15 protein-coding genes are annotated in these 19,773 nt (G+C 72.6%); 10 read left to right on the forward strand and 5 right to left on the reverse strand.

Features of this window, described 5'->3' with window-relative positions; all coding sequences use genetic code 11:
* Positions 1-202: 202 nt before the first annotated feature.
* Complete coding sequence (locus C7C46_RS29560) at positions 203-2,086, reverse strand: ABC transporter ATP-binding protein (protein ID WP_110673045.1); 1,884 nt, start codon at positions 2,084-2,086, stop codon at positions 203-205.
* 83 nt (positions 2,087-2,169) lie between these two features.
* Positions 2,170-3,903 (reverse strand): ABC transporter ATP-binding protein, encoded by a 1,734-nt coding sequence (locus C7C46_RS29565; protein ID WP_110672998.1) that lies wholly within the window; start codon positions 3,901-3,903, stop codon positions 2,170-2,172.
* Between the two features lie 319 nt (positions 3,904-4,222).
* Here C7C46_RS29565 and C7C46_RS29570 point away from each other — a divergent pair, with 319 nt between their 5' ends.
* Both C7C46_RS29570 and hemW read left to right on the forward strand, forming a co-directional pair.
* A complete protein-coding gene (locus C7C46_RS29570; RefSeq protein WP_425470141.1) occupies positions 4,223-6,136 on the forward strand; it encodes an AMP-dependent synthetase/ligase in 1,914 nt (637 codons plus the stop codon).
* 58 nt (positions 6,137-6,194) lie between these two features.
* Positions 6,195-7,424: a radical SAM family heme chaperone HemW gene (gene hemW, locus C7C46_RS29575; RefSeq protein ID WP_110672999.1), complete on the forward strand. Its 1,230-nt coding sequence runs from the start codon at positions 6,195-6,197 to the stop codon at positions 7,422-7,424.
* Positions 7,425-7,455: 31 nt separating this feature from the next.
* On the opposite strand, the gene C7C46_RS29580 is transcribed toward hemW, so the two are convergent.
* Genes C7C46_RS29580 through htpX form a run of 3 tightly spaced genes read right to left on the reverse strand, consistent with a single transcriptional unit; the run spans position 7,456 to position 9,860 of the window.
* Positions 7,456-8,289, reverse strand: a complete 834-nt coding sequence (locus tag C7C46_RS29580) for a DUF3097 domain-containing protein (RefSeq protein WP_110673000.1) — start codon at positions 8,287-8,289, stop codon at positions 7,456-7,458.
* Between the two features lie 31 nt (positions 8,290-8,320).
* Positions 8,321-8,905, reverse strand: coding sequence for a PspA-associated protein PspAB (pspAB, locus tag C7C46_RS29585; protein WP_110673001.1), 585 nt, complete (start codon positions 8,903-8,905; stop codon positions 8,321-8,323).
* Between the two features lie 31 nt (positions 8,906-8,936).
* The gene (gene htpX, locus C7C46_RS29590; protein WP_110673002.1) at positions 8,937-9,860 is read right to left on the reverse strand and encodes a zinc metalloprotease HtpX; all 924 of its coding nucleotides are present in this window, start codon (positions 9,858-9,860) and stop codon (positions 8,937-8,939) included.
* Positions 9,861-10,270: 410 nt separating this feature from the next.
* Here htpX and hrcA point away from each other — a divergent pair, with 410 nt between their 5' ends.
* The 8 genes from hrcA (at position 10,271) to ybeY (ending at position 19,769) form a co-directional block, all read left to right on the forward strand.
* A complete protein-coding gene (hrcA, locus tag C7C46_RS29595; protein WP_110673047.1) occupies positions 10,271-11,284 on the forward strand; it encodes a heat-inducible transcriptional repressor HrcA in 1,014 nt (337 codons plus the stop codon).
* A 76-nt stretch (positions 11,285-11,360) separates the two neighbouring features.
* Positions 11,361-12,497 carry a molecular chaperone DnaJ gene (dnaJ, locus tag C7C46_RS29600; RefSeq protein WP_110673003.1) on the forward strand — a complete coding sequence of 379 codons (1,137 nt, stop codon included), beginning with the start codon at positions 11,361-11,363 and terminating at the stop codon, positions 12,495-12,497.
* A 33-nt stretch (positions 12,498-12,530) separates the two neighbouring features.
* Positions 12,531-13,280, forward strand: a complete 750-nt coding sequence (locus tag C7C46_RS29605) for a 16S rRNA (uracil(1498)-N(3))-methyltransferase (RefSeq protein WP_110673004.1) — start codon at positions 12,531-12,533, stop codon at positions 13,278-13,280.
* A 60-nt stretch (positions 13,281-13,340) separates the two neighbouring features.
* On the forward strand, positions 13,341-16,619 hold the full coding sequence (locus C7C46_RS29610) for a S41 family peptidase (RefSeq protein WP_425470142.1): 3,279 nt from the start codon (positions 13,341-13,343) through the stop codon (positions 16,617-16,619).
* Between the two features lie 95 nt (positions 16,620-16,714).
* Positions 16,715-17,074, forward strand: coding sequence for an HIT domain-containing protein (locus C7C46_RS29615; protein WP_110673005.1), 360 nt, complete (start codon positions 16,715-16,717; stop codon positions 17,072-17,074).
* A gap of 7 nt (positions 17,075-17,081) precedes the next feature.
* Positions 17,082-18,005, forward strand: coding sequence for a ribonuclease Z (locus C7C46_RS29620; protein ID WP_110673006.1), 924 nt, complete (start codon positions 17,082-17,084; stop codon positions 18,003-18,005).
* A gap of 162 nt (positions 18,006-18,167) precedes the next feature.
* Entirely contained in the window at positions 18,168-19,262 is a 1,095-nt protein-coding gene (locus C7C46_RS29625) for a PhoH family protein (RefSeq protein ID WP_110673007.1), read from the forward strand.
* A gap of 12 nt (positions 19,263-19,274) precedes the next feature.
* The gene (ybeY, locus tag C7C46_RS29630) at positions 19,275-19,769 is read left to right on the forward strand and encodes an rRNA maturation RNase YbeY (protein WP_110673008.1); all 495 of its coding nucleotides are present in this window, start codon (positions 19,275-19,277) and stop codon (positions 19,767-19,769) included.
* The last annotated feature ends 4 nt before the right edge of the window (positions 19,770-19,773 follow it).

Below are 19,773 nucleotides of genomic sequence, written 5' to 3' on the forward strand. Positions count from 1 at the left end.
CAAGCGGAAGCGCGTCGAGTAGCAGATGGAGCGCAAGAAGCGGATGAAGATGGTCTGCCGGGTCGAGGTCCCGCATGAGGCCTTCATCGCCGCCCTGTCCACCGACGAAGAGGCTCCCAAGGACGCCAAGAAGGAGGTCGGCACGGCGAAGGGCCGCCACCCGCAGCACGCGGGTGGCGGCCCTTCGCCGTGCGACGGGGCGTCAGTCCGCCTCCGCCACCGCCTGGGCGAACTGCGCCTGGTACAGCCGGGCGTACGCACCCTCGGCCTCGATCAGCTCCTGGTGGGTGCCCTGCTCGACGATCGAGCCGTTCTCCATCACCAGGATCACGTCGGCGTCCCGGATGGTGGAGAGCCGGTGCGCGATCACGAAGCTGGTCCGGCCGCTGCGCAGCCGGGCCATCGCGCGCTGGATCAGCACCTCGGTGCGGGTGTCGACCGAGCTGGTCGCCTCGTCCAGCACCAGGATGCTGGGCTGGGCCAGGAAGGCCCGGGCGATGGTGATCAGCTGCTTCTCACCGGCGCTGACGCCGGTGCCCTCGTCGTCGAGCACCGTGTCGTAGCCGTCCGGCAGGGTGCGCACGAAGCGGTCCACGTGCGCCGCCCTGGCCGCCTCCACCACCTGCTCGCGGGTGGCGCCGGTGGCGCCGTAGGCGATGTTCTCCGCGATGGTGCCGCCGAACAGCCAGGTGTCCTGGAGCACCATGCCGATGCCCGAGCGCAGCTCCTCGCGCGACATCGCGGCGATGTCCACCCCGTCCAGGGTGATCCGGCCGCCGCTGACCTCGTAGAACCGCATCAGCAGGTTGACCAGGGTGGTCTTGCCGGCCCCGGTCGGGCCGACGATGGCCACCGTGTGGCCGGGCTCGACCTTGAGCGAGAGGTCCTCGATCAGCGGCGTGTCCGGCTCGTAGCGGAACGAGACGTCCTCGAAGCTGACCAGGCCGCGCAGCTCGGCCGGGCGCTCCGGGTGCTGCGGCTCGGGGGACTGCTCCTCGGCGTCCAGCAGCTCGAAGACCCGCTCGGCCGAGGCCACCCCGGACTGCACCAGGTTGGCCATGCTGGCCACCTGGCTGAGCGGCTGGCTGAACTGGCGCGAGTACTGGATGAACGCCTGCACGTCACCGATGGACAGCGCGCCGGAGGCCACCCGCAGACCGCCGACCACCGCGACGGCCACGTAGTTGAGGTTGCCGACGAACATCATCGCGGGCTGGATCAGCCCGGAGATGAACTGCGCCCGGAAGCTGGAGGCGAACAACGCCTCGTTCTCCTGCCGGAAGACCTCGGCCGCCTCCTTCTGTCGGCCGAAGACCTTGACCAGCGTGTGGCCGGTGTACATCTCCTCGATGTGCGCGTTCAGCTCGCCGGTGGTCCGCCACTGGGCGACGAACTGCGGCTGGGCCCGCTTGCCGACCCGGGTCGCCACCATGACCGAGATCGGCACCGAGACCAGCGCGATCAGGGCGAGCAGCCAGGAGATCCAGAACATCATCACCAGCACGCCGACGATGGTGAGCAGCGAGTTCACCACCTGGCCCATGCTCTGCTGCATGGACTGGCCGATGTTGTCGATGTCGTTGGTGACCCGGCTGAGCACCTCGCCGCGGGCCTGCTTGTCGAAGTAGCTCAGCGGCAGCCGGGTGAGCTTGGCCTCCACGTCCGCGCGCAGCCGGTTGACGGTGCTGTTGATCGCCCGGGCGGCGAGGCGGCCCTGGACGATGCCGAAGACGGCGGCGGCGAGGTAGACCGCGAGCACCACCAGCAGGATCCGGCCGATGGCGTCGTAGTTCATCTGCTGGCCGGGGGTGAAGTGCGCTGCCCGCAGCAGCTCGGCCTGCTTGCCGCCGCCGCTGATGGCGTGGTCCAGCGCTGCCTGGCTCGGGATCAGCTTGCCGAGCGCGCCCTTGACGACCTCATTGGTCGCGTCGCCGAGCAGCTTGGGCCCCCCCACGGCGCAGCCGACGCTGAGCGCGCCGAACACCAGCATCCCGGTCAGCGCCGCGCGCTCGGGGCGCAGCAGCCCGAGCACGCGCCGGCTGCTGTTCTTGAAGTCCAGCGACTTCTCGGTGCCCTGGCCGCCCATGAAGCGGCCCGGACCGGCCGGCCCGCGCCGGGCGGCGGCCTCCTGGGAACCCGATTTCTGGGGGGCGGACGTCTGCGGGGTGGTCACGCCGCCTCCTGCTCGGTGAGCTGGGAGAGCACGATCTCCCGGTATGTCGGGTTGTCGGCCATCAGCTCGTGGTGGGTGCCGGTGCCGACCACGGCGCCCTCGTCCAGCACGATGATCCGGTCGGCTTCGCGGATGGTGGACACCCGCTGGGCCACGATCACCACGGTGGCCTCGGCGGTCTCCGCGGCCAGCGCGGCGCGCAGCCTGGCGTCGGTCGCGTAGTCCAGGGCCGAGAAGGAGTCGTCGAAGAGGTAGATCTCCGGCTTGCGGACCAGGGTGCGGGCGATCGCCAGGCGCTGGCGCTGGCCGCCGGAGAAGTTGCTGCCGCCCTGGGCGACCGGGGCCTCCAGGCCGAGGTCCAGCTTCTCGACGAAGTCCTTGGCCTGCGCCGTCGCCAGCGCCGCCCACAGCTCGTCCTCGGAGGCGTCCGGGCGGCCGTAGCGCAGGTTGCTGGCGATGGTGCCGGAGAAGAGGTACGGCTTCTGCGGCACCAGGCCGACGGTCCGGGAGAGCAGCGCGGCGTCGAGCTCGCGCACATCCACGCCGTTGACCAGGACCTCGCCGTCGGTGACGTCGAACAGCCGGGGGACCAGCCCCAGCAGGGTGGTCTTGCCGCTGCCGGTGGAGCCGATCACCGCGGTGATCTCGCCCGGACGGGCCGTCAGGTCGATCCCGCGCAGCACCGAGGCCTCGGCGCCCGGGTAGCGGAAGTCGGCGCCGCGCAGCTCCAGGTGGCCGTGCGCGCGCAGCTCGGTGACCGGGGCGGTGGGCGGCAGCACGCTGGTGTCGGTGTCCAGCACCTCGACGATGCGCTCGGCGCAGACCTCGGCGCGCGGCACCATCATGAACATGAAGGTGGCCATCATGACGCTCATCAGGATCTGCATCAGGTAGGAGAGGAAGGCGGTCAGTGCGCCGATCTGCATCCCGCCGCTCGCGATCCGCTGCGCGCCGAACCAGATCACGGCCACGCTGGAGATGTTCACCACCGACATGACGGCCGGGAACATGAAGGCCATCAGCCGGCCGGTGCGCAGCGAGACCTCGGTCAGGTCGTCGTTGGCGCCGCCGAAGCGCTGCTTCTCGTGGCCGTCCTTGACGAAGGCGCGGATCACCCGGATACCGGTGATCTGCTCGCGCAGGATCCGGTTGACCACGTCGATCCGGGTCTGCATGCCCCGGAAGGCCGGGCGCAGCTTGCGCACCAGGACGGTGACGATCGCGCCGAGCAGCGGGACCAGCACCACCAGCAGGCCGGAGAGTGGCACGTCCTGGTTGAGCGCCATGATGATGCCGCCCACGCACATGATCGGCGCCATGACCATCAGGGTGAAGGTCATCAGGACCAGCATCTGGACCTGCTGGACGTCGTTGGTGGTGCGGGTGATCAGCGAGGGCGCGCCGAACTGGCCGAGCTCGCGCCCGGAGAACCGCTGCACCCGGTCGAAGACGGAGGCCCGGATGTCGCGGCCCATCGCCATGGCGGTGCGGGCGCCGAAGAAGGTGGCCCCGACCGAGCAGATGACCTGGGCCACGGTGACGGCGATCATCAGGCCGCCGGTCTTCACGATGTAGCCGGTGTCGCCCTTGATCACCCCGCTGTCGATGATGTCGGCGTTGAGCGTGGGTAGGTAGAGCGCGGCGATGGTGGCGATCAGCTGGAGCAGGACCAGCACCGCGATCGGTTGTTTGTAAGGCCCGAGGTGGGCCTTGAGGAGTCGGATCAGCACTCGGACACTCTCGTTGTCGTCAGGAGGATTCGCACCCTCATTTTCGTACTTCTACTGACGGGTCAGGGGACTCTCGTGGATCTGGCCCCGAACTTGTAGCCTCCTGTTGCCGAACCCCGCCCCAGCGGGGTCTGCACTGGTCGTCCGGCGGGGTGCCAGAGCACCATTGCCTCTTAACACCGGCGCTCGTTGGGCCTAGGCTGTCGGCAACCTTGTTACTCGCCAGTCAGTTACTGGTCGGTTAACAAGTCGTCGGCGGTGCTTTCCCCCACCCCCGCCCGGCGTCCACCCTCGGCCACCTGGTCCTCCGGAGGTCTCGTTGAGTTCAGTGCAGTCCGCCCTCGCCTCCGACAAGATCACGGGGCGTCCGGCCTCGGTCGCCCACCTTTTCCTCAGCAGGGTAGAGGCCACCCCGGACGACGAGGCGTACCGGTTCCCGGTCCCGGTCGACGAGCACGCCGCCGACGGCGCCCCCGGGGCCGAGCAGTGGCGCTCGTTGAGCTGGGCGCAGACCGCGGTGCGGGTACGGAACATCGCGGCCGGCCTGATGGCCCTGGGCATCCGGTCCGAGGACCGGGTGGCGATCGCCTCCTCGACCCGGGTCGAGTGGATCCTCGCCGACCTGGGCAACATGTGCGCCGGCGCCGCGACCACCACGGTCTACCCGAGCACCAACGCCGACGAGACCGCCTTCATCCTGGCCAACTCCGGCAGCCGTGCACTGTTCGCCGAGAACGCCGCCCAGCTGGCCAAGGCGGTGGCCCAGCGTGAGCAACTGCCCGAGCTCGCCACCGTGGTGCTGTTCGACGCGCCCGCCGAGCTCCCCGAGGCCCCGGGCGTCGAGCTGCTCACCCTGGCCGAGCTGGAGGAGCGCGGCGCGGCCCACCTCAAGGAGCACCCGGACGCGGTGGAGACCGCGGTGGCGGCCCTGGACCGCGAGCAGTTGGCCACCCTCATCTACACCTCCGGCACCACCGGACGCCCCAAGGGCGTGCGCCTGGTGCACGACTGCTGGGCCTACGAGGGCGTGGCCCAGGCCGAGTGCGGCCTGCTGCGCGAGGACGACGTGCAGTTCATGTGGCTGCCGCTGTCGCACGTCTTCGGCAAGACGCTGATCTCGGGTCAGATCGCGACCGGTCACGTGATGGCGGTGGACGGCCGGGTGGACCGCATCATCCACAACCTGCCGGTGGTCCGGCCGACCTTGATGGCCTCCGCGCCGCGGATCTTCGAGAAGGTCTACAACGGCATCGCGGGCCGGGCCAGAGCCGAGGGCGGCGCCAAGTACAAGATCTTCATGTGGGCCGCCAAGGTGGCCCGCGAGCACGCGCAGACCGCGCAGCGCAACCGGATCGCCACCGGCCGGGAGAGCGTGCCGTTCGGCCTCGGGCTGCAGCACGCGCTCGCCGACAAGCTGGTGTACGCCAAGATCCGGGCGGCGTTCGGCGGCCGGATGCGCGGCTCGGTCTCCGGCAGCGCCGCGCTGGCCCCGGAGATCGGCTACTTCTTCCTGGGCGCCGGGGTGCCGATCCTCGAGGGCTACGGCCTGACCGAGACCAGCGCCGGCTCCTCGGTGAACCGGGCCGAGGACGTCCGGGTGGGCACGGTGGGCCTGCCGCTGCCGGGCACCGAGGCGCGGATCGCCGAGGACGGCGAGATCCTGCTGCGCGGCCCGGGCGTGATGCGCGGCTACCACGACCTGCCCGAGCAGACCGCCGAGGTGCTGGAGGCGGACGGCTGGTTCCACACCGGCGACATCGGCGAGCTGGACAAGGACGGCTTCCTGCGGATCACCGACCGCAAGAAGGACATGTTCAAGACCTCCGGCGGCAAGTACGTGGCGCCGAGCGAGGTGGAGGGCAAGTTCAAGGCGGTCTGCCCGTTCGTCAGCAACATCCTGGTGATCGGCAACGGCCGCAACTACTGCACCGCGCTGATCGCGCTGGACGAGACGGTGATCATGCCGTGGGCGGCCGAGCACGGGCTGGCCGGCAAGAGCTACGCCGAGGTGGTCGCCACCGCCGAGGTGCACAGCCTGATCGACGGCTTCGTGCAGCGCCTCAACGGTGAGCTGCAGCGCTGGCAGACGATCAAGAAGTTCACCCTGCTGCCGCGCGACCTCGACATCGAGCACGGCGAACTCACCCCGAGCCTGAAGATCAAGCGCCCGGTGGTCGAGCGGACCTACGCCGACGCGGTGGCCGGGATGTACTCGGGCGCCAACGAGGCCTGACGCACCGCGCCGCGGTACGGCCGTCGGAGGACCGGCGGCCGTACCGGACAATGGAGCCATGCCCTCCGCACTTCCCGACGGCGAACCCGTGCCGTCCGACGGTTCGCTGCCCGACCACGCCCTGGCCCAGCTGGGGGAGCGGCCGTTCGGCTTCTACCTGCACGTGCCGTACTGCGCCAGCCGCTGCGGCTACTGCGACTTCAACACCTACACCGCCACCGAGCTGCACAGCTCCGGCGCGGTCGCCTCGCAGGAGACCTACGCCGCCAACCTGGTCGCCGAGGTCCGCCTCGCCCGCCGGGTGCTGGGCGAGGCCGACCTGCCGGTGCGCACCGTCTTCCTCGGCGGCGGCACCCCGACCCTGCTGCCGGCCCGCGACCTGGTGGCGATGCTGGCCGCCGTCCGCGAGGAGTTCGGGCTCGCCCCGGACGCCGAGGTGACCACCGAGGCCAACCCGGAGTCGGTCACCCCGGCCTACCTGGCCGAGCTGCGCGAGGGCGGCTTCAACCGGATCTCCTTCGGCATGCAGAGCGCCCGGCCGCACGTGCTCAAGGTGCTGGACCGCCACCACACCCCCGGCCGCCCCGAGGCCTGCGTGGCCGAGGCGCGCGCGGCCGGCTTCGAGCACGTCAACCTGGACCTGATCTACGGCACCCCGGGCGAGTCCGACGAGGACTGGCGCGCCTCGCTGGCCGCCGCGATCGGGGCCGGCCCGGACCACGTCTCGGCCTACTCGCTGATCGTCGAGGAGGGCACCCGGCTGGCCGGCCGGATCAAACGCGGCGAGCTGCCGAGGGTGGACGACGACGTGCACGCCGACCGCTACCTGATCGCCGAGCAGGCGCTGGCCGCGGCCGGCTACACCTGGTACGAGGTCTCCAACTGGGCCACCACCGAAGCCGGGCGCTGCAAGCACAACGAGCTCTACTGGACCGGCGGCGACTGGTGGGGCGCGGGCCCCGGCGCGCACAGCCACGTGGGCGGGGTCCGCTGGTGGAACGCCAAGCACCCCGCCGCCTACGCCCGCTCCCTCGCCGCGGGCCACACCCCCGCCCAGGGCCGCGAGCTCCTCACCCCCGAGGACCGCCGGGTCGAGCGGATCCTGCTCGAACTGCGCCTGTCCGCCGGCTGCCCCCTGGACCTGCTCACCGCGGCCGGCCTGCGCGCCGCCGAGCAGGCGCTGGCCGACGGCCTGCTCGACCCCGTCCCCTACGCCGAGGGCCGCGCCGCCCTCACCCTGCGCGGGCGCCTGCTGGCGGACGCGGTGGTGCGTGACGTGGTGGACTGATTGTCCTTACGGCACTGGGAGACTTCCAGACCTACTCCTGAGCCGCCGTCACGAAGTCGATCAGCTCCTCCACCCGTCCCAGCAGGGTGGGCTCCAGGTCCCTGAAGGAGTTGACCGAGGCCAGGATCCGCTTCCAGGCGGCCGGGGTGTCCACCGGCCAGCCGAGGCGGCGGCAGGTGCCCTGCTTCCAGTCCTCCTCGTAGGGGACCTCGGGCCAGCCGGGGATGCCCACGCTGCCCGGCTTGACGGCCTGCCAGATGTCGATGAACGGGTGACCCACCACCAGGACCGAGGAACCCGTCACCTGGCTCGCGATCCGGTGCTCCTTGGTGCCGGGGAGCAGGTGGTCGACCAGGACGCCCAGCCGCCGCCCCTCGCCGGGGGCGAACTCGGCCACGATCGCGGGCAGGTCGTCGATGCCCTCCAGGTACTCGACCACCACGCCCTCGATCCGCAGGTCGTCGCCCCAGACCCGCTCGACCAGCTCCGCGTCGTGCCGGCCCTCCACGTAGATGCGCGACTCGCGCGCCACCCGGGCCCGGGCGCCGGGGACCGCGAGGGAGCCGGAGGCGGTCCGCCCCGGGGCCCGGGAGGCCGGCGCCGGGGCGGCGGGGCGGACCAGGGTGACCGGCTTGCCGTCCAGCAGGAAGCCGCGTGGCACCAGCGGGAAGACCCGCAGCCTGCCGTGCCGGTCCTCCAGGGTCACGGTGAACCCCTCGGCGGTCTTCTCGCAGCGCAGCACCGCGCCGCAGAAGCCGCCGGCCGCCTCCTCCACCACCAGGCCCCGCTCGGCGGGCACCTCGGGCGCGGGGGTCTGCCGCTTCCACGGCGGGGTCAGGTCGGGTCCGTACTCTCGGCTGCGCATGGACCGAACTATAGGAAGAACGGACGCCCCGTCAGAGCCCGGGCGCGCCCCAGACCGGGAACCAGCGGCTCAGGTCCGACTCCACCCGCAGGTCGTTCCCCAGCATCGCCTTGACCTGCAGCTCCAGCGGGCTGTTGCGCCGCTCCCCGCCGCCGGGCATCGGTGCGAAGGGGTAGAAGGTGCCGCGCTTGTAGAGGTAGACCAGCGCCAGCGACTGCCCCTCGGCGTTGCGGAAGCCGACCAGCGAGCAGAGCAGCTGCGGCCCGAAGCCGTTGGCCTCCAGCTCGCTGTTGACCGCGTGCAGGTCGTTCACCAGGTCCGGCAGCTCCTCGGGCGTGTGCCGGGCCAGCAGCCACGAGTAGCCGTACCCGTCCCGGCTGGCCTCCACCGGCACGCCGCCGTTGGGCGTGTCGGCGTCCAGCAGGGCCCGCACCTGCCGCTGCACCTCGGTGAAGGCACCGCCCTCCACCGCCGCGAAGCAGACCGAGCCCAACCCGGTCGGGGTGAAGCCGGCGGCCGCCTCCAGGGTGAGCGCGGCCGACGGCACGCCGAAGAGCTGGTCCAGGTCGGGCTTGACCGGCTTGCTGCGGCCGAGCAGGGCGTCCAGGAATCCCACAGTCGGTCCTTCCTCGGGTATAGGGGCGGGTTCAGCGACCCAGCTCGGCGGAGATCTTGCCCAACTGCTCCAGCCGCTCCTCCAGCGAGGGGTGGGTCGACATCAGCTGGGCGCCCACCTCCTTGGCACTGAGCGCGGGGGCGAAGTAGAAGGCGTTGTAGGCCTGCGACTTGCGCAGGTCCTCGGTGGGGATGGCGGCGATCTGCCCGGTCACCTTGGTCAGTGCCGAGGCCAGGGCGCTGGGCCGCCCGGTGAGCTGGGCGGCGGCCCGGTCGGCGGCCAGCTCGCGGTAGCGGGAGAGCAGCCGGGTGAGCAGGAAGCTGATCGCGTACACCACCGTCGACACCGCGATGACCGCGATCAGCACGATCGCGTTGTTGTCGTTGTTGTCGTTGCGGTTGCCGCCGCCGAACATGCCGCTGTACAGCGCGAAGCGGGTGATCAGGCCGGCCAGCACGCCGAGGAAGCCGGCGATGGTCATCACGGCCACGTCCCGGTGCGCCACGTGCGAGAGCTCGTGCGCCAGCACGCCCTCCAGCTCCTCCGGCTCCAGGCGGCGCAGCAGGCCGGTGGTCACGCAGACCACCGCGTTCTTCTCGTTGCGGCCGGTGGCGAAGGCGTTGGGCATGTCGTTGTCGGCCACCGCGACCCGCGGCTTGGGCATGTCGGCCAGCGCACAGAGCCGGTCGATGGTGCCGTGCAGCTGCGGGAACTGCTCGGGGGTAACTTCGTGCGCCCCCATCGCCATCTCGGTGATCTTGTCGCTGAACCAGAACTGGGCGACGAAGAGCCCGCCGGCGACCAGCACCACCAGCGGCCAGGCCCCCCGCAGCAGCACGATCAGTGCACCCGTGAACACGACGAAGAGCAGCCCGAGCACGAACATGGTCACGACCATCCGGCTGGTCAGACCGCGGTCGGGGGCGAATCGGGTGTGGGGGCCGGAAGCCGACATCTGGGGATCCTCCGTCTCGCCGGACCGAGTGCTCGGTCCGAGTCGCTTTCGATGCTGCCACTTCGCCCGCCGCCGGGCACCACCCTCGGGCGGTGCGACACGTGATCCGTGCGGCATCCGGGGCCGGGGCGTTCCTGCGGTCGGACCCGGGCCGTACACTGGCAGGTACGGTTCTGGCACTCATCGGTGCAGAGTGCCAGCCGATGAACGGACGGTACCCGGCGGTGCAGGGCCCGGTACCTGGACAACGCGCGAAGAGGGAGGTGCGTGCCGTGTTCGACGAACCCGTGTCCGACGCGGACAACGCCGGCCGTGCTGCGGCCCCCGGGGCCGGCGGCACGCCGCGTGCCGCGCGCCCTCCGGCCGCCCGCCCGGCCCGGCCGGCCACCCCCCGCGCCACCGGCCACTCGCTGGACGAGCGCAAGCTCGCCGTGCTGCGCGCCATCGTCCAGGACTACGTCGGCACCGAGGAGCCGGTCGGTTCCAAGGCCCTGGTCGAGCGGCACAACCTGGGGGTCTCCCCGGCCACCGTGCGCAACGACATGGCCACCCTCGAGGAGGACGGCTACATCCAGCAGCCGCACACCAGCGCCGGCCGGATCCCGACCGACAAGGGCTACCGGCTGTTCGTCGACCGGCTGGCCGAGGTCAAGCCGATGAGCCCGCCCGAGCGCCGCGCCATCCGCCACTTCCTGGACGGCGCGGTCGACCTGGACGACGTGGTGGCCCGCACCGTGCGCCTGCTCGCCCAGCTGACCCGCCAGGTCGCGGTGGTCCAGTACCCCTCGCTGACCCGGTCCACCGTGCGCCACGTCGAGCTGGTGCTGCTGGCCCCGACCAAGATCATGCTGGTGCTGATCACCAACACCGGCCGGGTCGAGCAGCGGCTGGTGGACTGCCCGTCCGCGGTGCGCGAGAGCACCCTGGCCGACCTGCGGGTGCGGTTGAACGCCCGGGCCGGCGGCCGCCGCTTCCCGGACGTCCCCGCCCTGGTCGAGGACCTGCCCTCCTCCTTCGAACCGGCCGACCGCCCGGTGGTCACCACCGTGCTCTCCACCCTCTTCGAGTCCCTGGTGGAGCAGAACGAGGAGCGGATCATGCTGGCGGGCACCGCCAACCTGACCCGGTTCGGGCACGACTTCCCGCTGACCATCCAGCCGGTGCTGGAGGCGCTGGAGGAGCAGGTGGTCCTGCTGCGCCTGCTCGGCGAGGCGGCCGACGGCGGGATGACGGTGCGGATCGGCCGGGAGAATGAGTACGAGGGCCTGAATTCCACCTCCGTGGTCTCGGTCGGCTACGGTTCGGGCGACGAGAGCGTGGCCAAACTCGGCGTGATCGGGCCGACCCGGATGGACTACCCCGGCACCATGGGGGCAGTACGTGCGGTGGCACGGTACGTGGGGCAGATCCTGGCCGAGTCGTAGCACCAGGGCCCCGCCCGACCGGCGGGCCGACTTCATACCCAGGCACTTTCTACAGGCGGAACAAGCGGAGCATTTGGTGGCCACGGACTACTACGCGGTACTCGGCGTCCGACGGGACGCGGGGCAGGACGAGATCAAGAAGGCGTTCCGACGCCTTGCCCGCGAACTGCACCCGGACGTCAACCCGGACCCGAAGACGCAGGAGCGGTTCAAGGAGATCAACGCCGCCTACGAGGTGCTCTCCGACCCCGCCAAGCGGCAGGTCTACGACCTCGGCGGCGACCCGCTCTCGCCGAACGGCGGGGGCGGCGGCTTCGGCGCGGGCGCGGCGGGCTTCGGCTTCTCCGACATCATGGACGCCTTCTTCGGCGCCGCCGGCGGCCAGCGCGGCCCGCGGTCGCGGACCCGGCGCGGCCAGGACGCGATGATCCGGCTGGAGATCACCCTGGAGGAGGCCGCCTTCGGCACCACCAAGGAACTCCAGGTCGACACCGCCGTTACCTGCACCACCTGCAGCGGCGAGGGCGCGGCCCCCGGCACCTCGGCGCAGACCTGCGACATGTGCCGCGGCAAGGGCGAGGTCTCCCAGGTCACCCGGTCCTTCCTGGGCCAGGTCATGACCTCCCGCCCGTGCCCGCAGTGCCAGGGCTTCGGCACCGTGGTCCCCACCCCGTGCCCCGAGTGCGCCGGCGACGGCCGGGTCCGGGCCCGCCGCACCCTGACCGTCAAGATCCCCGCGGGCGTGGACAACGGCACCCGGATCCAGCTGGCCGGTGAGGGCGAGGTCGGCCCCGGCGGCGGCCCGGCCGGCGACCTGTACGTGGAGATCGCCGAGACCAGCCACCCGACCTTCCAGCGCCGCGGCGACGACCTGCACTGCACCGTCACCATCCCGATGACCGCGGCCTCGCTCGGCACCCAGGTGCCGCTGCAGACCCTGGACGGGCTGGAGGAGGTCGACATCCGGCCCGGCACCCAGTCCGGCCAGTCGATCCCGCTCCACGGGCGCGGCGTCACCCACCTGCGCGGGGGCGGCCGGGGCGACCTGATAGTGCATGTCGAGGTGCAGACGCCCACCAAGCTCGACCCCGAGCAGGAGGAGCTGCTGCGCCGGCTCTCCGCGCTGCGCGGCGAGGAGCGGCCCTCCGGGCACTTCGCGCCCGGGCAGCAGGGGCTGTTCTCCCGGCTGAAGGACGCCTTCAACGGGCGCTGACGCCCGCCGACCCCGCCCACCCCTGGAAGCACCGTGACCGCACCCGTCTTCGTCGTCCCCACCGACCGCCTCGCCATCGCCGCCCCGGGTGCGCTGGTCCGGCTGGACGGCACCGAGGGCCGGCACGCGGTGGCGGTCAAGCGGCTGGAGGTGGGCGAGGCGGTCACCCTGACGGACGGTCTGGGGCTCGGCGGCCACGGCACGGTGAGCGCGGTGCACGGCAAGGACGCGCTGGACGTGGCGCTGGCCGAGCTGCGCGCCGAGCCCGCGCCCGCCGCCCGCCTGGTGGTGGTCCAGGCGCTGCCCAAGGGCGAGCGCGGCGAACTCGCGGTGGAGACCATGACCGAGGTCGGGGTGGACGTGGTGATCCCCTGGGCCGCGTCACGCTGCATCACCCAGTGGAAGGGCGAGCGCGGCGCCAAGGCGCTGGCCAAGTGGCGGGCCACCGCGCGGGAGGCCGGCAAGCAGGCCCGCCGGCTGCGCTTCCCCGAGGTGCGGGACGCGGTGACCACCCGTCAGCTGCTGCCGGTGCTGGCCGGCGCCGCCTTCGCCGGGGTGCTGCACGAGGAGGGCTCGGCCGCGCTGGCCGCCGCCGAGCTGCCGCCGGCCGGCGACCTGGTGCTGGTGGTCGGCCCGGAGGGCGGGATCAGCCCGGAGGAGCTGGCCGCCTTCGCCGGCGCCGGCGCCCACCCGTACCGGCTCGGCCCCTCGGTGCTGCGCACCTCCACCGCGGGCGTGGCGGCCGGCGCGGTCCTGCTGGCCCGTACCGGGCGCTGGGCCTGACGGGCCGTCAGGCCCGACGGGCGGTGGTCCCGGCTGCGGGCGGGTGCATAACCTGACGCGGTGACGGAAACCGAGAGCATCTCCACCGGCGCCTACCTGCGCCACCCGCACCTGCACGGTGATCTGGTGACCTTCGTCGCCGAGGACGACGTCTGGCTCGCGCCGCTGGACGGCGGGCGGGCCTGGCGGCTGACCGCCGACCGGGCGCCGGTCGCCCACCCGCGGTTCTCGCCGGACGGGCGGACCATCGCCTGGACCTCCACCAGGGACGGCTCGGCGGAGCTGTACGCCGCTCCGGTGGACGGCGGCCAGGCGCATCGGCTGACCTACTGGGGTGCCGCCGCGCGCACCCGGCTGAGCACCTGGACCGCGCAGGGCGAGCCGGTGGCGGTCACCAGCGCGGGGCAGCCGACCGCCCTGCAGGCCTGGGCCCACGCGGTGCCGCTGGACGGCGGCGAGCCGCGCCGGCTGCCGTACGGCCCGGTCGGGCACCTGGCCTTCGAGCCGCACCGGATCGGGGTGCCCCAGGCCGAAGGCGGGGGGAGGGTGCTGCTGCTGTCGGCGGTCGGCATGGAGCCCGCCCGCTGGAAGCGCTACCGCGGTGGGAACGCCGGCAAGCTGTGGATCGGCGAGACCGGCGGGGAGTTCACCCGGGTGCACGCCGAACTGGACGGCAACCTCGAGTCGCCGATGTGGGTGGGGGACCGGATCGCCTTCCTCAGCGACCACGAGGGCACCGGGCGGCTCTACTCCAGCCGCCCCGACGGCTCGGACCTGCGCGCGCACGGCGCACCGGACGGGTTCTACGCCCGCAACGCCGCCACCGACGGCACCCGGATCGTCTGGCACCGGGCCGGGGGACTGTGGCAGCTGGACAGCCTGGACCCGGGCGCCGAGCCGCGCCCGCTCCAGGTGCGCCCGGCCGGCCCGCGCGCCGCCCGGCGCAGCCACCCGCTGGCCGCGGCCGGCCAGGTGGAGAGCGCCGCCCCGGACGGCACCGGGCGCGCGGTGGCCGCCGTGGTGCGCGGCACCGTGCACTGGCTGACCCACCGGGAGGGGCCGGCCCGGGCGCTGGCCGAGACCCCGGGGGTGCGGGCCAGGCTGGCCCGGGTGGTGCCGCCGGCCGGCGAGGAGGGCACCGAGGGCGTCCTGTGGGTGACCGACGCCGCGGGCGACGACGCGCTGGAGTACCTGCCCGACGCGCTCGGCGCCCTGGGCCACGGCTCAGGGACCCGCCGGATCGCCGCAGGCCGGCTGGGCCGGGTGCTCTCGCTCGCGGTGGCACCGGACGGCAACCAGGTGGCGCTGGCCGCGCACGACGGTCGGCTGCTGCTGGTCACGCTGGCCGACGGGGCGGTGCGGGAACTGGCGCACAGTCAGGACGGCGAGGTCAGCGGGCTGGCCTTCGCCCCCGAGTCGGACTGGCTGGCCTGGTCCCAGCCCACCCTGGCGCCCTGGTCGCTGCGCCAGATCATGCTCTGCGAGCTGGCCACCGGCGACGTCGCCGAGGCCACCCCGCAGCGCTTCCTGGACACCTCGCCGGCCTTCACCGCCGACGGCAGGCACCTGGCCTTCCTCTCCCAGCGCAGCTTCGACCCGGTCTACGACTCGCACAGCTTCGACCTGTCCTTCCCGACCGGCGCCCGCCCGTACCTGATCACGCTGGCCGCCGACACCCCGTCACCCTTCGGACCGATGCGGGCCGGCCGCCCGGTGGACGGCGCGGAGGAGAAGGAGGGGGCCGAGGCGGACAGGCCCGCCGAGGGCGAGGGCGAGGAGCAGCCGGGCGGCACCGTGGTGGACCTGACCGGCCTGGCCGACCGGATCGTGCCGTTCCCGGTGGAGGCGGGCCGGTTCGGCGTGCTGCGGACCGCCAAGGACGGCGTGCTGTGGACCCGCTACCAGGTGGTCGGCGAGCTCGGCGACGACGCGGCCGGGCCCGACGACGAGCGGCCCGGCCCGGTGCTGGAGCGGTTCGACCTGCGCAAGCTGCGGGCCGAGCAACTGGTGGACAGCCTGGACGCGTTCCAGGTCAGCGCGGACGGCGCCCGGCTCGCGGTGCTGGACGGCGGCGAGCTGCGGATCGTGCCCGCCGACCGGAAGGCCGGCGAGGAGGACGAGACCCGGGTGGACCTGGGCAGGCTGCGGGTCACCGTGGACCCGCCGGCCGAGTGGCGGCAGATGTTCGAGGAGAACGGCCGCCTGATGCGGGACAACTTCTGGCGGGCCGACCTGGGCGGGGTGGACTGGGCCGGGGTGCTGGACCGGTACCGCCCGCTGCTGGACGGGCTGGGCTCGCACGACGACCTGGTGGACCTGCTCTGGGAGGTGGTCGGCGAACTCGGCACCTCGCACGCCTACGTCTCGCCGCCCGGGCGCGGCGGCGCCGCCTCCCGTCCGCAGGGCCGGCTCGGCGCCGACCTGGTGCGTGACGGGCAGGAGTGGAAGGTGCTGCGGGTGCTGCCCGGCGAGTCCTCCGACCCCCGGGCCCGCTCCCCGCTGGCCGCGCCCGGGGTGGCGGTGCGGCCGGGCGACGTGCTGCTCGCGGTGGACGGGCGCCCGGTCGACCCGGTGTCAGGTCCGGCCCCGCTGCTGGCCGGCACCGCCGGGCAGCCGGTGGAGCTGACGGTGCGCCGGCCGGACGGCACGGTGCGCCACCCGGTGGCGGTGCCGCTGGCCGACGACGAGGCGCTGCGCTACCACGACTGGGTGCGCGGGCGGCGGGCGGCGGTGCGCGAGCTGTCCGGCGGCCGGCTGGGCTACCTGCACGTGCCGGACATGATGAGCGCCGGCTGGGCCCAGCTCCACCGCGACCTGCGGGTCGAGCTGGCCAGGGAGGGCCTGCTGGTGGACCTGCGGGAGAACCGCGGCGGCCACACCTCGCAGCTGGTGGTGGAGAAGCTGGCCCGCCGGATCGTCGGCTGGGGCCGCGGCCGGGATCTGGCCACCGCCGACCCGTACCCGGGCGACGCCCCGCGCGGCCCGGTGGTGGCGCTGGCCGACGAGCACTCGGGCTCGGACGGCGACATCGTCAACGCGGCGATCCAGGCGCTGGGCATCGGCCCGGTGGTCGGCACCCGGACCTGGGGCGGGGTGATCGGCATCGACAACCGCTACTGCCTGGTCGACGGCACCGCGGTGACCCAGCCCAAGTACGCCACCTGGTTGGAGGGTTACGGCTGGGGGGTGGAGAACCACGGGGTCACCCCGGACGTGGAGGTGCCGATCGCGCCGCACGACTGGGCGGCCGGCGCGGACCCGCAGCTGACCCGGGCGGTGCGGATGGCGCTGGAGGCACTGGCCGTCAACCCGGCCAGGACCCCGCCGCCGCTGCCGTAACCAGGCTGTCCGTCCGGTAGGTTGGCGGGGCATCAGCCCCGCCCCCAGCCTCCGGCCGGGGGTGCCCCCATTCCTACCCGGGAGACCGAGCCGCCATGGCCGACCTGCGCGAGCCCGACTGCCTGTTCTGCAAGATCGTCGACGGCACGATCCCCGCCACCGTGGTCCGCGAGACCGAGCTGACGCTGGCCTTCCGCGACATCCACCCGCAGGCGCCCACCCACGTGCTGGTGATCCCCAAGGCGCACTACCCGAACGCCGCCACGCTGGCCGCCGCGGACCCGCGGACGGCCGCCGCGCTGCTCACCGACGCCGCCGCGGTGGCCGCCGACGAGCAGATCGCCGAGACCGGCTACCGGCTGGTCTTCAACACCGGCAAGGCCGCCGGCCAGACCGTCTTCCACGCCCACGTGCACCTGCTGGGCGGCGAGCCGTTCCACGAGGGCCTGGTCTGAACCGCCGATGACCAACCGCGAACTCGTCGTCCTCGGCACGGCCAGCCAGGTGCCCACCCGGCACCGCAACCACAACGGCTACCTGCTGCGCTGGGACGGCGAGGGACTGCTCTTCGACCCGGGCGAGGGGACCCAGCGGCAGATGCTACTGGCCGGGGTCTCGGCCACCGACCTGAACCGGGTCCTCGTCACCCACTTCCACGGGGACCACAGCCTGGGCCTGGCCGGGGTGATCCAGCGGATCAACCTGGACCGGGTGCCGCACCCGGTGCACGTCCACTACCCGGCCGGCGGGCAGCAGTACTTCGACCGGCTGCGGTACGCGACCGCCTACCACGAGACCGCCCAGCTCCTGCCGTCCCCGGTGCACGGCTCCGGCGTACTCGCCGAGGGGACCGGGTTCCGGTTGAAGGCGGTGGCGCTGTCGCACCCGGTGGACTCCTACGGGTACCAGCTGGTCGAGCCGGACCAGCGCCGGATGCGGCCGGAGAAGCTGGCCGAGTTCGGCCTCGGCGGCAGGATCGTCGGCGAGCTGCAGCGGCAGGCCGTGGTGGAGCTGAACGGCCGTCGGATCACCCTGGCCGAGGTCAGCGAGGTGTACCGGGGGCAGCGCTTCGCCTTCGTGATGGACACCCGGATGTGCCAGGGGGTCGAGGAACTGGCCGACGGCGCGGACCTGCTGGTGATCGAGTCGACCTTCCTGGAGTCCGAGCGCGCGCTGGCCGACGAGCACGGCCACCTGACCGCCGCCCAGGCGGCCAGGGCGGCGCAGGCGGCCGGGGTGCGCACCCTGGTGCTCACCCACTTCTCCCAGCGCTACCCCGACCTGGCCGGTCACGAGGCCGAAGCCCGCGAGCACTTCGAGGGCGAACTGGTGGTGGCCCGGGACCTGGCCCGGATCCCGGTGCCGCCGCGGCAGCGGGCGGGGTGAAAAGCACTGGCATCGCCCGCGCCACTGGCGCACCATCGATCGGGCCGCGCCGCACAGTGCACACCCGCGCGGCGTACCCTGGTGACCCCGGAAGTACCGAGTGGCACCCCGAGACCACGGATGGGATGAGGCAGGCCGTAGCGCCGACCCATGAGCGAACCGATGAGTGACACCGCACAGAGCAGCGCCCAGGGCGGCGCGGGCTCGACCGCCCGGATCGTGATCCCCGAGAAGCACCCGATGGTCACCCTGCTCGGTGCCACCGACTCGCTCCTGCGGGTGATCGAGCGCTCCTTCCCGGACACCGACATCCACGTGCGCGGCAACGAGGTCACCGCCACCGGTGACCGGGCCGACATCGCCCTGGTGAAGCAGTTGTTCGACGAGATGATGCTGGTGCTGCGCACCGGCCAGCCGCTGACCGAGGACGCGGTGGAGCGGTCCATCGCGATGCTGAAGGGCGCCGCGGCCGGCGGCCAGGGCCTGGCCCCGTCCGCCGTCTTCACCCAGAGCATCCTGTCCAACCGGGGCCGCACGATCCGGCCGAAGACGCTGAACCAGAAGGCCTACGTCGACGCGATCGACCGGCACACCATCACCTTCGGCATCGGCCCGGCCGGTACCGGCAAGACCTACCTGGCGATGGCCAAGGCGGTGCAGGCGCTGCAGGCCAAGGAGGTCAACCGGATCATCCTGACCCGCCCGGCGGTCGAGGCCGGCGAGCGGCTCGGCTTCCTGCCGGGCACCCTGTACGAGAAGATCGACCCGTACCTGCGCCCGCTGTACGACGCGTTGCACGACATGATGGACCCGGACTCGATCCCGCGGCTGATGGCCGCCGGCACCATCGAGGTGGCTCCGCTGGCGTACATGCGCGGCCGCACCCTGAACGACGCCTTCATCATCCTGGACGAGGCGCAGAACACCTCGCCCGAGCAGATGAAGATGTTCCTGACCCGCCTGGGCTTCAACTCCCGGGTCGTGGTCACCGGCGACACCAGCCAGATCGACCTGCCCGGCGGCACCAAGAGCGGCCTCAAGGTGGTCCAGTCGATCCTGGCCGACGTCCCCGACATCCACTTCTCCGTCCTCACCAGCACCGACGTGGTCCGCCACAAGCTGGTCGGCCGGATCGTGGACGCCTACGAGCGCTGGGACGCCGAGAACTCCGACGAGGCGGCCCCGGCCGCCCGGCGCAGTGCTCCGCGCGGTCCGCGCAGCCACACCCCCCGCCAGCCCCGACGCACCGAAAGCTGATACCACCGCTCCATGTCCATCGACATCGCCAACGAGTCCGGGTGGGAAGCTGACGAAGCGGCCATCCTCGACGTCGCCCGCTACGCCCTCGACAAGATGCGGATCCACCCGCTCTCCGAACTGTCCGTGATCCTGGTGGACAGCGAGGCGATGGAGCAGCTGCACATCCAGTGGATGGACCTGCCGGGTCCGACCGACGTCATGTCCTTCCCGATGGACGAGCTGCGTCCTGGCAAGGAGGGGGAGGAGCTGCCGCAGGGCCTGCTCGGCGACATCGTGCTCTGCCCCGAGGTGGCCAAGGCGCAGGGCGCCGCGGCCCCCTCGCAGCACTCGATGGACGAGGAGCTGCAACTGCTCACCGTCCACGGGGTGCTGCACGTGCTCGGCTACGACCACGAGGAGCCGGAGGAGGAGCGGCAGATGTTCGCCCTCCAGAAGCGGATCCTGGACGACTGGCGGGCCGGTCGCGGGCTCGGGGGCATCTCCCCGGCACCGACCACCCACTGATCCC

This window comes from Streptomyces tateyamensis (genome assembly GCF_003205575.1).
In the GTDB taxonomy this organism is placed as follows: domain Bacteria; phylum Actinomycetota; class Actinomycetes; order Streptomycetales; family Streptomycetaceae; genus Kitasatospora; species Kitasatospora tateyamensis.

Coding starts and splice junctions, on each gene's coding strand:
- C7C46_RS29560 (WP_110673045.1), bottom strand. CDS start 2,086: ATGGGCGGCCAGGGCACCGAGAAGTCGCTGGACTTCAAGAACAGCAGC.
- hemW (WP_110672999.1), top strand. CDS start 6,195: ATGCCCTCCGCACTTCCCGACGGCGAACCCGTGCCGTCCGACGGTTCG.
- C7C46_RS29580 (WP_110673000.1), bottom strand. CDS start 8,289: ATGCGCAGCCGAGAGTACGGACCCGACCTGACCCCGCCGTGGAAGCGG.
- htpX (WP_110673002.1), bottom strand. CDS start 9,860: ATGTCGGCTTCCGGCCCCCACACCCGATTCGCCCCCGACCGCGGTCTG.
- C7C46_RS29615 (WP_110673005.1), top strand. CDS start 16,715: ATGGCCGACCTGCGCGAGCCCGACTGCCTGTTCTGCAAGATCGTCGAC.
- C7C46_RS29620 (WP_110673006.1), top strand. CDS start 17,082: ATGACCAACCGCGAACTCGTCGTCCTCGGCACGGCCAGCCAGGTGCCC.
- C7C46_RS29625 (WP_110673007.1), top strand. CDS start 18,168: ATGAGTGACACCGCACAGAGCAGCGCCCAGGGCGGCGCGGGCTCGACC.
- ybeY (WP_110673008.1), top strand. CDS start 19,275: ATGTCCATCGACATCGCCAACGAGTCCGGGTGGGAAGCTGACGAAGCG.